This window comes from Streptomyces phytophilus (assembly GCF_013870535.1).
Lineage (GTDB): Bacteria > Actinomycetota > Actinomycetes > Streptomycetales > Streptomycetaceae > Streptomyces > Streptomyces phytophilus.
In genome coordinates this window covers 1-12,953 of the sequence record NZ_JACBXC010000065.1, presented here as the reverse complement: position 1 = coordinate 12,953, position 12,953 = coordinate 1, and the positions used below count along the sequence as shown (strand labels likewise).

The following is a 12,953-nucleotide window of genomic DNA, read 5'->3' as shown; positions in this document are numbered from 1 at the left end:
CCGTGCGCACCCGGGGGCCCGGAGGGCGTCGAGACCGTGGAGACCGCCCCTTCAGGCCCTTCAGGCCCTTCGGACCCGGCAGACGCGGCACACCCGGCGGATCCGCCGGATCCGCCGGATCCCGACCCCGCCGCCCCGGCGGATCCCGGCGCCGACCGCCCCGGGACCCGTACCGCCCTCACCGACAGGAGCCGCACCGCATGACCGCGCAGCCCATCCGCGTCCTGCTCGCCGACGACCAGACCCTGGTGCGCAAGGCGTTCGCCATGCTCGTGGACTCCGCCGCCGACATGGACGTCGTCGGCGAGGCGGGCAACGGCCGCGAGGCCGTGGCGCTGACCCGCAGCGAGCGCGTCGACCTGGTGGTGATGGACCTGCGGATGCCCGAACTCGACGGCATCGAGGCCACCCGGCTCATCGCCGCGGACGAGGACCTGGCGGGCGTGCGGGTGCTGGTGCTCACCACCTACGACACCGACGAGCACATCATGGCCGCGCTGCGCGCCGGAGCCTCCGGCTTCCTGGTCAAGGACACCCAGCCGGCGGCGCTGCTGGAGGCCATCCGCACCGTCGCCGCCGGCGACGCGCTGCTCTCGCCGGGCCCCACGGCCCGCCTCATCGAGCGCCTGGTGCGGCTGCCGGTGGCGCCGCAGCCATCCGCGACGCAGCACGGCGGGGCGGCGCTGGGCGCGCTGTCGGAGCGGGAGCGGCAGGTGCTGATGCTGGTGGCGCGGGGACTGAACAACACCGAGATCGCCGAGTCGCTGGCGCTGTCGCCGCTGACGGCCAAGACCCATGTGAGCCGCATCATGGGCAAGGTCGGGGCGCGCGACCGGGCGCAGCTGGTCGTCATCGGCTACGAATCGGGGCTCATCACTCCCGGATCTTCCTCATCTTCCGGATGAACCTCCCGTACCACACGTAGGATGTCCCTCCTTGTGCGTACGATACCGCCATGTCCCAGGAGCTGAAGCACCCCCAGCCGCGTTCGGACCGCAGGAAGCGCATGGGCGGTCAGATCCAGCGCGAGATCATGCAGCTCATCCTCGACCGGGGCCTGCGCCCCGGCGCGGTGCTGCCCACCGAGGCCGAGCTGATGGACGACCTGGGGGTGAGCCGCAACTCGGTGCGCGAGGCGCTCAAGGCGCTGCAGGCCCTCGACATCGTCGAGATCCGCCACGGCTACGGCACGTACGTCGGCGAGGCGTCGCTGACGCCGCTCGCCGACGGGCTGACGTTCCGCACCCTGGTGCAGCTCGGCGGCGACGACGCGCACGCCCTCACCGAGATCCTCCAGGTCCGCGAAATACTCGAAGAGGGCCTGATCAGCCGGGTGGTGGAGAGCATCCCCGAGGCCGACCTCGACGCGCTGGACACCATCGTCGCGCGGATGGAGGCCCGCGCCGGGCAGGGCGAGGTCTTCCCCGAGGAGGACCGCGAGTTCCACGAGGTCCTCTACCGCTCGATAGGCAACACCCTGGTCCCGCAGCTCCTCAGCGCCTTCTGGAACGTCTTCCACCGCGTCGCCGGCGCCCGCGGCTGGGCCGACGACCCGTCGCCGCTGGGGACCGCCCGCCGCCACAAGGAGATCGTCGCCGCGCTGCGGGCCCGCGACCGCGACCACGTACGGGCCGCGATGACCACCCACTTCCGCGGCATCGAGGCGCGCGCGGGGAAGGCGATGCGCGGCGTCGGGTGAGCGGCGCAGGCATGAGCGGAAGGTGAACTGCGGGTAGCTGCGGACAGACCCTTGACCGTACGGGGGGCTGCCTTTACGTTACGCCGATGGACATCCCACGTCCTACGTAGGACATGGGCTATCCACCGCTGTCCGCGCCACCCTCATGTGCCCGACGTATCCAGACGAAAGCGAGACGCACCATGCAGCCACGCCTCGCACCCGCCCCAGGCCGCCCCCGCCGAAGAAACCCCCGCCCCCGCCGCGCCACCGCGCTCGCGGCGTGCGCCGCGGTCCTCGGCGCCGGCCTGACCGCACTCGCCCCCCACGCCAGCGCACAGGACCCCGGCCCCACCGCCGCACCGGAGTTCACCCAGGAAGTGCTCTTCCAGGGCGGCACCGGCGGCTACTTCTGCTACCGCATCCCCGCCGTCGTCGAAGCCGCCGACGGCACCCTCCTCGCCTTCGCCGAAGGCCGCGTCGCCAGCTGCGCCGACAAAGGCGACATAGACATCGTGCTGCGCCGCTCCACCGACAACGGCGCCACCTGGACCGCCCCGCAGGTCGTCCTGGCCGGCGACGGCGACACCCGCGGCAACCCCGCCCCCGTCGTCGACCGCGAAACCGGCCGCATCTCCCTGCTCAGCACCCACAACCCCGGCGCCGACGACACCGTCCGCAACCCCTACCTCCAGCACTCCACCGACAACGGCCGCACCTGGAGCACCGCCCGCAACATGGCCGCGGAGCTGTCCAAGCCCGAATGGGACCGCTGGTACGCCACCGGACCCGGCCACGGCCTCCAGCTGACCACCGGCGAGCACGCCGGCCGCCTCCTCGTAGGCGGCAACCACGAGGGCCTCGACGGCCGCCAGGGCGCCCACCTCCTCTACAGCGACGACGGCGGCCTGACCTGGCAGCTCGGCGCCGACGACACCCGCACCACCCGGCCGCCGGACGTCAAACCCCAGGAACTCAGCCTCTTCGAACGCCGCGACGGCTCCGTGTACGCCGCCGCCCGCGACGAACGCGGCACCGACCCCGGCAACCGCGCCGCAGCCGTCAGCAGCGACGGCGGCACCACCTTCGACGCCCCCTTCGCCACCACACCCGACCTCGTCGCCCCCGTCGTCCAGGGCGCCACCCTCCGCCACGGCGACCAGGTCCTCGCCTCGCTGCCGGCGCACCCCGCCGACCGCCTGGCCATGTCCGTACGCGCCTCCCGCGACGACGGCGCCACCTGGGAACCCTGGCAGCAGGGCCGCATCATCCACTGGGGCCCCACCGCCTACTCCGACATGACGGAACTCGCCGAGGACCGCGTCGGCCTCCTCTACGAAGCCGGTACCACCAGCCCGTACGAGACGATCCGCTGGGCCCGCTTCAACGACGCCTTCCTCGACCAGCCGGGCGACGAACCGCCGCCGCGCCCCGCACCCGACCCGGGAGCCACCACCCCCGACGTCTCCCGCAGCGGCAACACCGCCTACGTCCGCGGCAGCTCAGAACTGCGCCCCGGCCGCTTCGGCGGATCCCTCTACCTCGACAACGCCGCCCCGCACATCGACGCCCGCGTCGAGGTCCCCTGGCACGACTCCCTCGACGTCGGCTCCGGCGACTTCACCTGGACCGGCTGGTTCAAGTACGGCCGCACCAACGGCGCCCACGCGATCATGTGGGCCTACGGAGTCGGCGGCAACGCCCCCTCCGTCTGGCTGCGCGCCGAACCCGAACAGAACCGCATCATCGCCCGCATGCAGATGGAACAGGCCGCCGTCAGCGTCCAGACCACCGGCGCGTACAACGACAACGCCTTCCACTTCGTGACCCTGCAGCGCGCCGGCGGCAAGCTCACCCTCAGCGTCGACGGCACCTCCCACGCGGCCGACGCCCCGCCCGGCTCACCCACCGCGGGCAAGGAGTTCGGCATCGGCGGCATCGACATCGGCCAGCGCCTCGACGGCGCCAACCGCTTCCACGGCTACCTCGACGACATGCGCGTCTACGACCGCGCCCTCAACCGCGGCGAACTGACCGCCATCCGCAAGGACAACGCCCCCGTCCCCCGAGGCCAGCAGCTCCGCCTGCCCCTCGACAGGGTCGACCCGCAGTAGCACCCCGCGGCGGGCCGGCCCGGGCAGCCACAGCCCGGGCCGGCACCCGTCCGCCCCGCGCCGGGCACGAAGCCGGCGGCGTAGGCAAGAATGGGCCCATGACCCTGTTCCGCGACGACGGCATCGTGCTGCGCACCCAGAAACTGGGCGAGGCGGACCGGATCATCTCCCTCCTCACCCGCGGCCACGGCCGCGTCCGCGCCGTCGCCCGCGGCGTCCGGCGCACCAAGTCGAAGTTCGGCGCCCGCCTCGAACCCTTCAGCCACGTCGACGTCCAGTTCTTCGCCCGCGGCAGCGACCTCGTCGGCCGCGGGCTGCCCATGTGCACCCAGACCGAGACCATCGCCCCCTACGGCGCCCCCATCGCCGGCGACTACCCCCGCTACACCGCAGGCACCGCCATGCTGGAGACCGCGGAACGCTTCACCGACCAGGAAGGCGAACCCGCCACCCAGCAGTACCTACTGCTCGTCGGCGCCCTGCGCACCCTCGCCGGCGGCGCCCACGCCCCCCAGCTCGTCCTCGACGCCTACCTGCTGCGCTCCCTCGCCGTCAACGGCTACGCCCCCAGCTTCGGCAACTGCGCCCGCTGCGGCATGGAGGGACCCCACCGCTTCTTCTCCGTCAACGCGGGAGGAGTGCAGTGCGGCGATTGCCGCGTGCCCGGTAGCGTCGTACCGTCGCCCGAGGTACTCGCGCTGCTCGGCGCGCTCCTGACCGGCGACTGGCACACCGCCGACCGCTGCGGGGCACACCACGTCAAAGAGGGCAGCGGCCTCGTCGCCGCCTACCTGCACTGGCACCTGGAGCGCGGCCTGCGCTCGCTGCGCCACGTCGAGAGGTAGCCGGAGAACGTCGCGGCCCGCCATGAGATGGGCCCGGGCCGGGCAGAAGCAGGACACCGGCAGGACACGAGCGGGCAGCAGCCGGGCAGCAGACGACAACGGACAGGAACGGGAGAGCACGGCACATGGCACGACGAGGGATCCGCGGCACCTCCCTGACGCGGCATCGCCGCTCCTACCAGACCCCCGAGCCGCACCCCTCCGGCGCCCGCGCGCCGAAGCTGCCCGGCGAACTGGTCCCCGGACACGTCGCGATCGTCATGGACGGCAACGGCCGCTGGGCCAAGGAACGCGGCCTGCCGCGCACCGAAGGCCACAAGGTCGGCGAAGCCGTCGTCCTCGACGTCGTCAGAGGCTGCCTCGAAATCGGGGTGAAGAACCTCTCCGTGTACGCCTTCTCCACCGAGAACTGGAAGCGCTCACCCGACGAGGTGCGCTTCCTCATGAACTTCAACCGCGACGTCATCCGCCGCCGCCGCAACGAACTCGACGCCATGGGCGTACGCATCCGCTGGGCCGGCCGCATGCCCAAACTGTGGAAGAGCGTCGTCCAGGAACTCCAGGTCGCCGAGGAACAGACCACCGGCAACGACGCCATGACCCTCTACATGTGCGTCAACTACGGCGGCCGCGCCGAGATCGCCGACGCCGCCGCCGGCATCGCCCGCGACGTCGCCGCCGGCCGCCTCGACCCCAAGAAGGTCAGCGAACGCACCTTCGCCAAATACCTGTACCACCCGGACATGCCGGACGTGGACCTGTTCATCCGGCCCTCCGGCGAACGACGCACCTCCAACTACCTCATCTGGCAGAGCGTCTACGCCGAAATGGTCTTCCAGGACATCCTGTGGCCCGACTTCGACCGCCGCGACCTGTGGCGCGCCTGCGTCGAGTACGCCTCCCGCGACCGCCGCTTCGGCGGCGCCATCCCCAACGACACCGACCACGAGGCCCACACCGGCTGACCCGGGGCCGCGGGGCAGTACCGCGTCACTCCCGCCGCTGCCCCGCGCACTCCGCGCACGTACCGAAGACCTCCACCGTGTGCGCCACATCCACGAACCCGTGCTCCGAGGCGACCGACTCCGCCCAGCGCTCCACCGCGGGACCGTCGACCTCCACCGCCTTGCCGCACAGCCGGCACACCAGATGATGGTGATGCTCACCGGTGCTGCACCGGCGGTACACCGCCTCACCCTCCGTCGTCCGCAGCACATCGACATCGCCCGCGTCCGCGAGCGACTGCAACGTCCGGTACACCGTCGTCAGCCCCACCGACTCGCCGCGATGCCGCAGCATGTCGTGCAGCTCCTGGGCGCTGCGGAACTCGTCGACCTCCGCGAGCGCCGCCGCCACCGCCGCGCGCTGACGCGTCGACCGGCCGCGTACCGGGGGACCTGCGGTCGTCACCCTTGCCTCCTGCTGCTCGCTCGAAGCCCTGTCCGCCCCACGAGCCGCCATTGTGCCAGCAGCAACCCCGCAACCGGACACAGCCGCGGCAGCCGTCCTCACTTCGACCCACCGCCGACCCGCGCACCGGCCCCCTCCGCGACCGCTTCACCGGCCCCGGGACCAGCCGCGCCACCCGCACCGGAACGCAGCCGCGCCAACGGCACCGCCAACGCCGTGACCAGCAAGAACAACCCCAGCGCGAAGAGCACGATCGTCGCCCCCGGCGGCACGTCCGCGTAGTACGAGAACACCGTCCCCGACAGCGTCGTCACCACCCCCATCGCCACCGCCAGCGCCAGCGTCGCCGCGAACGCGCGCGTCGCCTGCTGCGCCGCCGCCACCGGAATCACCATCAGCGCGCTGACCAGCAGCAGACCCACCACCCGCATCGCCACCGTCACCGTCACCGCCGCCGTCACCGCCAGCAGCAGATTCAGCGCCCGCACCGGCAGGCCCGTGACCTTCGCGAACTCCTCGTCCTGGCAGATCGCGAAGAACTGCCGCCGCAACCCCAGCGTCACCAGCAGCACGAACACCGACAGCCACAGGATCGCCGTCACATCGGAGTCCGACACCGTCGTCACCGACCCGAACAGATACGTGGTCAGATTCGCCGTCGAACCGTTCGGCGCCAGATTGATCAGCAGCACACCCCCGGCCATGCCCCCGTAGAACAGCATCGCCAGCGCCAGATCACCGCGCGTGTGCCCGTACGAGCGGATCAGCTCCATCGCCACCGCACCCGCCGCCGCCACCAGCACTGCGGTCCACACCGGGCTCGTGTTCAGCAGGAAACCCAGCGCCACACCCGTCAGCGCCACATGCCCGATACCGTCACCCATGATCGCCTGCCGGCGCTGCACCAGATAGATGCCCACCGCCGGCGCCGCGATCCCCACCAGCAGCGCCGCCAGCAGCGCACGCTGCATGAACGGCGGCTCCAGGAACTCCAGCATCATGTCAGCAGCCCCGTTCTCTCCACCGCCGCCGGCTCACCCGCCCCGCCCGGGTGCGGATGGCACGCCAGATCGTGCACCCGCGCCGCCGCGTCCGACTCCCCGCGCCCGTACTCCCGCACCACCAGACCGTCGCCGAGCACGACCGTACGGTCGATCAGCGGCTGCATCGGCCCCAGCTCGTGCAGCACCAGCAGCACCGACGCACCCCCCTCGACCTGCCCGGCCAGCGCCTCCGCCAGAATCCGCTGGCTCGGCAGATCCACCCCGCCCAGCGGCTCGTCCATGATCAGCAACTCCGGCTCCGCCGCCAGCGCCCGCGCGATCAGCACCCGCTGATGCTGCCCGCCGGACAGCCGGTTCACCGACTCCTTCGCCCGGTCCGCCAGCCCCACCACGTCCAGCGCCCGCTCCACCGCCGCCCGGTCCGCCCGCCCCAGCGGCCGCAGCCGCGACCGCGACAGGCGCCCCGACGACACCACCTCGCGCACCGACGCCGGCACCCCCGACGCCGCCGTCGAACGCTGCGGCACGTACCCGATCCGCCGCCACTGCCGGAACCGCCCCAGCGGCGTCCCGAACAGCTCCAGCTCACCCGACGCCAGCGGCACCCGGCCCACCACGGCCCGTACCGTCGTCGACTTCCCCGAACCGTTCGCCCCCAGCAGCGCCACCACCTCGCCGCGGCCCACCGCCAGATCCACCCCGCCCAGAACCGCGCGCCCGCCCAGCGACGCGCGCGCACCGCGCAGACTCACCACCGGCTCCACCACGCCCGCTCCCTCCGCAAAGACCCCGCTCACTTCGCACCCAGCGCCTGCTGCAGCGCCCCGAGGTTCGCCTCCATGATCTCGAAGTAGTCGTCACCCTTCGACTTGTCCGTCACGCCCTCGATCGGGTCGAGCACATCCGTCCGAAGATCCAGGTCACCCGCGAGAGTGCGCGCCGTCTTGTCGCTGACCAGCGTCTCGAAGAACACCGTCGTCACCCCGTCCTCCTCCGCGATCTCCTGCAGCTGCTTCATCCGCGCCGCGCTCGGCTCCGACTCCGGGCTCAGCCCCTTGATCGACTCCTGCACCAGGCCGTACCGGTCGGCGATGTAGGCGAACGCGGCGTGCGTCGTGATGAACGTGTCCGTACGCCGGTTCTCCAGCCCCGCGGCGAACTCCCCGTCCAGCTTGCGCAGCCGGTCCGCCAGCTCCGCGGCGTTCTTCTCGTACGCGGCCGCATGGTCCGGGTCCGCCTCCGCCATCGCCTTGCCGACGCCCTCGGCGACCTCCGCGTACCGCACCGGGTCCAGCCAGATGTGCGGATCCCCGCCGTCCTCGCCGCCGTGGTCGTGGCCCTCGTGGCCGCCGTCGGCCTCCTCCTCGGCGTGCTCCCCGCCGCCGTGCTTCTCCAGCGACGTGAACTCCGACGCCTCCACGACGTGCTCCGCACCCGACTGCTCGATGGCCTCGTCGACCGCCGGCTGCATGTCCTTCAGATAGACGATCAGCCCCGCGTCCGCCAGCTCCCCCGTCTGCCGCGGGCTCAGCTCCAGGTCGTGCGGCTCCGTCCCCGGCTTCGTCAGCGTGGAGACCTCCGCGTGCCGCCCGCCTATCTCCTCGGCCAGGAACTGCATCGGATAGAACGACGCGGTCACCCGCAGCCTGCCGTCCTCCGTCACGGTGCCCGACTCCCCGTCACCGCAGGCGGACAGGGTCAGCACGGCGGCCGCGGACAGCGCCGCGGCCGCGGCGGGGGTGAGACCGGATATGGACCGGCGGCTAGCTCTCATGACACTCATTTTCATCAAAGATGGAAACGATTGTCAAAAATATTTACGGACCGTGACCACCCCGCGACACCCCCGACCCACCGGCCACCCGCCACCGGCCGGACACCACCCCGCCGCCCCCCCGGCACCCCGCACCGCCCGCCCGCCCCCCGATTTGAAACCAAGGGCACCGCCGCCGGTAACCTGGAGCACCGCTTCGTCGTCGTAATGAAGAGAGCACCGTGGCCGCCGACAAGATCGACACCATCGTCAGCCTGAGCAAGCGCCGTGGCTTCGTCTACCCGTGCAGCGAGATCTACGGCGGCCAGCGCGCCGCCTGGGACTACGGCCCCCTCGGCGTAGAGCTCAAGGAGAACATCAAGCGCCAGTGGTGGCGCAACATGGTCACCTCCCGCGACGACGTCGTCGGCCTCGACTCCTCCGTCATCCTCGCCCGCGAGGTCTGGGAAGCATCCGGCCACGTCGCCACCTTCACCGACCCGCTCACCGAATGCACCTCCTGCCACAAGCGCTTCCGCGCCGACCACCTCGAAGAGGCATACGAGGCCAAGCACGGCCACCCCCCCACCGGCGGCCTCGCCGACATCAACTGCCCCCACTGCGGCAACAAGGGCGGCTTCACCGAGCCCAAGCAGTTCTCCGGCCTCCTGGCCACCCACCTCGGCCCCACCCAGGACGCCGGCTCCGAGACCTTCCTGCGCCCCGAGACCGCCCAGGGCATCTTCACCAACTTCATGCAGGTCCAGACCTCCTCCCGGAAGAAGCCCCCCTTCGGCATCGCCCAGACCGGCAAGTCCTTCCGCAACGAGATCACCCCCGGCAACTTCATCTTCCGCACCCGCGAGTTCGAACAGATGGAGATGGAGTTCTTCGTCAAGCCCGGCGAAGACGAGACCTGGCACGAGTACTGGATGCAGCAGCGCTGGAACTGGTACACCGGCCTCGGCATGCAGGAGGCCAACCTCCGCTGGTTCGACCACCCCAAGGAGAAGCTCTCCCACTACTCCAAGCGCACCGTCGACATCGAATACCGCTTCGACTTCGCCGGCAGCCAGTGGGGCGAACTCGAAGGCATCGCCAACCGCACCGACTTCGACCTCAAGGCCCACTCCGCCGCCTCCGGCCAGGACCTCTCCTTCTTCGACCAGGAAGCCGGCGAACGCTGGACCCCCTACGTCATCGAACCCGCCGCCGGCGTCGGCCGCACAATGCTCGCCTTCATGCTCGACGCCTACATCGAAGACGAAGCCCCCAACGCCAAGGGCAAGATGGAAAAGCGCACCGTCATGCGCCTCGACCCCCGCCTCGCCCCCGTCAAGGCCGCCGTCCTCCCCCTCTCCCGCAACCCCGAACTCTCCCCCAAGGCCAAGGGCCTCGCCGCCGACCTCCGCGGCCACTGGAACATCGAGTTCGACGACGCCGGCGCCATCGGCCGCCGCTACCGCCGCCAGGACGAGATCGGCACCCCCTACTGCATCACCGTCGACTTCGACACCCTCGACGACAACGCCGTCACCGTCCGCGAACGCGACACCATGAAGCAGGAACGCGTCTCCCTCGACCAGGTCGAGACCTACCTCGCCGGCCGCCTCCTCGGCTGCTGACCCACCCGCACCACCACGACGGCGCCCCCCACCGGGGGGCGCCGTCGCCATATGCCCGCACCCCCACGCAAAACGCCCGGCCGGCTGCGCGCACCGGCCCCTTGCTGCACACTGAGCCCCACCGCCAGGCCCGAAGGAGCCACGAACAGCAAGAGCCGGCAGCAGGAGGCGCCATGCACGCGAGGGACACCAGCCGGGTCACCGCCACCGACCCCGACGGCCACGAACACACCGTCCACGTCACAGGCGCCGGCGCCCGGCGCCAACTCCACTGCGACAGCTGCGACTGGACCAGAGCAGCCCAGTTCCTCCCCTGGCTCAAAGCCGAAGAACACCTCGCGGAAGCACACCGCGCCGCCGCCGGCACCGGACACCCCGACCCCGGAAGCGCACCCGCCTCAGGGACGTAGCCCCCGCACCACCACATCCACCAGCAACGCGAACTCCGCCTCCACCCCGGGCTCCCGCCAACCCGGCGCGAACGCCGGATCGTGGAACCGGCGCGTCGCGTCGAACACCGCCCCCGCCACACCCTCCACCGAACGGCGCGCCGCCTGCGCCACCGCCGCCCCCTCCGCATCCCCCGACGCCACCGCCGGCGGCACCGACAGCACCCCCTGACGCACCCCGTCCTCCAGGATCAGCGCCAACTGCCCCCGCAACTCCGCGACATGCCGCGCCACCACCCCGGCCACCGTCGCCGCCCCCGCCTCCGCACCCGTGCGGACCGCCGGGCCGCTCTCGCCGATCAGCGCCATGTACGTCGCGAACATCTCCGGATCGTCATGCGCCTTGTGCCGCTTCGTGTCGAACAGCACTGCCAGCCACCGCCGCAACCGCACATCCGCCGGCCCCTCCGCCCCCGCGACCTCCGCCAGCGCCTCCTCCGTCCGGTCCAGCCACCGCGCCGCCACCGCCGCGTGCAGCGCCGCCTTGCTCGGAAAATGCCGGTACACCGAACCGTGGCTGACACCCAGCGCCCGCGCCACATCCACCACCGTGGCCTTCGCCGGACCGTAGCGGCGCAGCACATCCTCCGTGGCTTCGAGGATGTGCTCGGGGGTCAGGGTCTCGGACGGCATCGGCGCTCTCCGGCTCTCGGGCTCTCCCGACCGGCGTCGGGTCTGCTACCAGCTTCGCAGCCCCCGCCGACAACGACGCACCGCCCGCCCTCCCGGCGCCGCGCGGCAACCACGCTCGCCGTACCCGCTCGCCGTGCCGCCTACTCCGCGGACGGCCCGCCGGACCGCCCGCCCGCCTGCTCGCTGTCCAGCATCGCCATCTGCTCCGGCCCGTACCGCTCGCCCGCCGCCGCACCCGCGGGCACCGCCCGCTCGATCGCCTCCAGATCGGCCGCGTCCAGCACCACGTCCAGCGCGCCGAGGGACTCCGCCAGCCGGTCACGGCGCCGCGCGCCCACGAGCGGCACGATGTCCTCCCCGCGGCCGAGCACCCAGGCGATGGCGATCTGCGCGACCGTCACACCCTTGCCGTCCGCGACCTGCCGCAGGGCGTCGACGAGCGCCAGGTTCCGGTCGACGTTCTCCGCCGCGAACCGCGGCGAGTGCGCCCGGAAGTCCTGCGCGCCCAGCTCCCGCACCCGCTCGCGGGTCATGTGCCCGCTGATGAGGCCCCGGGACAGCACGCCGTACGCGGTGACGGAGACGCCCAGCTCGCGGCAGACGGGCAGGATCTCGTCCTCGATGCCGCGGGAGAGCAGCGAGTACTCGATCTGCAGATCGGCGACCGGCGCCGTGGCGGCGGCCCTGCGCACGGTCTCCGCGCCCACCTCGGAGAGGCCGACGTGCCGCACGTAGCCGGCGTCGATCAGCTCCCGCACGGCGCCGACGGTCTCCTCGATCGGCACGTCGGGGTCGAGGCGGGCGATCCGGTAGACGTCGATGTGGTCGGTGCCGAGGCGCTGCAGGGAGTAGGCGGCGAAGTTCTTCACGGCGGCGGGACGGCCGTCGTAGCCGAGGAAGCCGCCGGCCGGGTCGCGCAGGGCGCCGAACTTGACGCTGACGAGGGCCTGGTCGCGGCTGCCGGGGCGGGCGTCGAGGGCGTCGCGGATGAGCAGCTCGTTGTGGCCCATGCCGTAGAAGTCGCCGGTGTCGAGGAGGGTCACGCCGGCGTCGAGGGCGGCGTGGATGGTGGCGATGGACTCCTTGCGGTCCACCGGGCCGTAGAGCGCGGACATGCCCATGCAGCCGAGGCCGAGGGCGGAGACGTCGGGGCCGGTGGTGCCGAGGGGGCGGGTCGGGATCGCAGTCATGGTGACAAGTATGGAATGACGAATGACAGATGTCAAAATCTGTCAGCGCTACATTCTCACGTGATTCGGAACACTGCCGTCCCCGCCGCCGTTGACCCCACAGTCCGAGACCAAGGAGTAGCCCATGCGTCGAGTTCGCCCCGCGTCGTTCGGCGCCGAGCCGGCGGGTGCCCGGCTGGCGCGGATCCTCAACTCGCCGAACTACGACCCGGCGGCGGGCGCCTTCCGCAACCCCCTCCCCGCCGCCATCGG

At 71.9% G+C, this 12,953-nt stretch carries 13 protein-coding genes and 1 pseudogene; 8 read left to right on the top strand and 6 right to left on the bottom strand.

Translation table 11 applies throughout. From position 1 onward, the window contains the following. From H5J30_RS35960 to H5J30_RS06555, 6 genes and pseudogenes are all read left to right on the top strand, one after another. Window positions 1–204, top strand: a pseudogene (locus tag H5J30_RS35960) (sensor histidine kinase); the annotation flags it as partial. Next, window positions 201–905: a response regulator gene (locus tag H5J30_RS06575; protein WP_181786211.1), complete on the top strand. Its 705-nt coding sequence runs from the start codon at window positions 201–203 to the stop codon at window positions 903–905. The pseudogene H5J30_RS35960 and the gene H5J30_RS06575, both read left to right, overlap by 4 nt. A gap of 101 nt (window positions 906–1,006) precedes the next feature. Further along, window positions 1,007–1,699: a FadR/GntR family transcriptional regulator gene (locus H5J30_RS06570; protein ID WP_181786214.1), complete on the top strand. Its 693-nt coding sequence runs from the start codon at window positions 1,007–1,009 to the stop codon at window positions 1,697–1,699. A gap of 182 nt (window positions 1,700–1,881) precedes the next feature. Further along, complete coding sequence (locus tag H5J30_RS06565) at window positions 1,882–3,792, top strand: sialidase family protein (RefSeq protein WP_258563145.1); 1,911 nt, start codon at window positions 1,882–1,884, stop codon at window positions 3,790–3,792. Window positions 3,793–3,890: 98 nt separating this feature from the next. Next, entirely contained in the window at window positions 3,891–4,637 is a 747-nt protein-coding gene (gene recO / locus H5J30_RS06560) for a DNA repair protein RecO (protein WP_181786210.1), read from the top strand. A 125-nt stretch (window positions 4,638–4,762) separates the two neighbouring features. Beyond that, window positions 4,763–5,602 (top strand): isoprenyl transferase, encoded by an 840-nt coding sequence (locus H5J30_RS06555; RefSeq protein WP_181786209.1) that lies wholly within the window; start codon window positions 4,763–4,765, stop codon window positions 5,600–5,602. 25 nt (window positions 5,603–5,627) lie between these two features. Here the strand turns inward: H5J30_RS06555 and H5J30_RS06550 are convergent, their stop codons facing one another. The 4 genes from H5J30_RS06550 to H5J30_RS06535 form a co-directional block, all read right to left on the bottom strand. Next, window positions 5,628–6,047 carry a Fur family transcriptional regulator gene (locus H5J30_RS06550; RefSeq protein WP_181786208.1) on the bottom strand — a complete coding sequence of 140 codons (420 nt, stop codon included), beginning with the start codon at window positions 6,045–6,047 and terminating at the stop codon, window positions 5,628–5,630. Between the two features lie 98 nt (window positions 6,048–6,145). Then, complete coding sequence (locus H5J30_RS06545) at window positions 6,146–7,045, bottom strand: metal ABC transporter permease (protein WP_181786212.1); 900 nt, start codon at window positions 7,043–7,045, stop codon at window positions 6,146–6,148. Continuing rightward, window positions 7,045–7,818 (bottom strand): metal ABC transporter ATP-binding protein, encoded by a 774-nt coding sequence (locus tag H5J30_RS06540; RefSeq protein WP_181786207.1) that lies wholly within the window; start codon window positions 7,816–7,818, stop codon window positions 7,045–7,047. Before H5J30_RS06540 ends, H5J30_RS06545 begins: the two co-directional genes overlap by 1 nt. Before the next feature lie 26 nt (window positions 7,819–7,844). Beyond that, a complete protein-coding gene (locus H5J30_RS06535) occupies window positions 7,845–8,834 on the bottom strand; it encodes a metal ABC transporter substrate-binding protein (protein ID WP_181786206.1) in 990 nt (329 codons plus the stop codon). A gap of 212 nt (window positions 8,835–9,046) precedes the next feature. On the opposite strand from H5J30_RS06535, the gene H5J30_RS06530 reads away from it, so the two are divergent. Next, window positions 9,047–10,429: a glycine--tRNA ligase gene (locus tag H5J30_RS06530; protein WP_018834372.1), complete on the top strand. Its 1,383-nt coding sequence runs from the start codon at window positions 9,047–9,049 to the stop codon at window positions 10,427–10,429. A gap of 173 nt (window positions 10,430–10,602) precedes the next feature. Then, window positions 10,603–10,839 carry a hypothetical protein gene (locus H5J30_RS06525; RefSeq protein WP_181786205.1) on the top strand — a complete coding sequence of 79 codons (237 nt, stop codon included), beginning with the start codon at window positions 10,603–10,605 and terminating at the stop codon, window positions 10,837–10,839. Here the strand turns inward: H5J30_RS06525 and H5J30_RS06520 are convergent. Continuing rightward, window positions 10,828–11,511, bottom strand: a complete 684-nt coding sequence (locus tag H5J30_RS06520) for a TetR/AcrR family transcriptional regulator (protein WP_181786204.1) — start codon at window positions 11,509–11,511, stop codon at window positions 10,828–10,830. The two genes, H5J30_RS06525 and H5J30_RS06520, sit on opposite strands and share 12 nt — an antisense overlap. Before the next feature lie 140 nt (window positions 11,512–11,651). Beyond that, the gene (locus H5J30_RS06515) at window positions 11,652–12,701 is read right to left on the bottom strand and encodes an aldo/keto reductase (RefSeq protein WP_181786203.1); all 1,050 of its coding nucleotides are present in this window, start codon (window positions 12,699–12,701) and stop codon (window positions 11,652–11,654) included. Window positions 12,702–12,953: the final 252 nt, after the last annotated feature.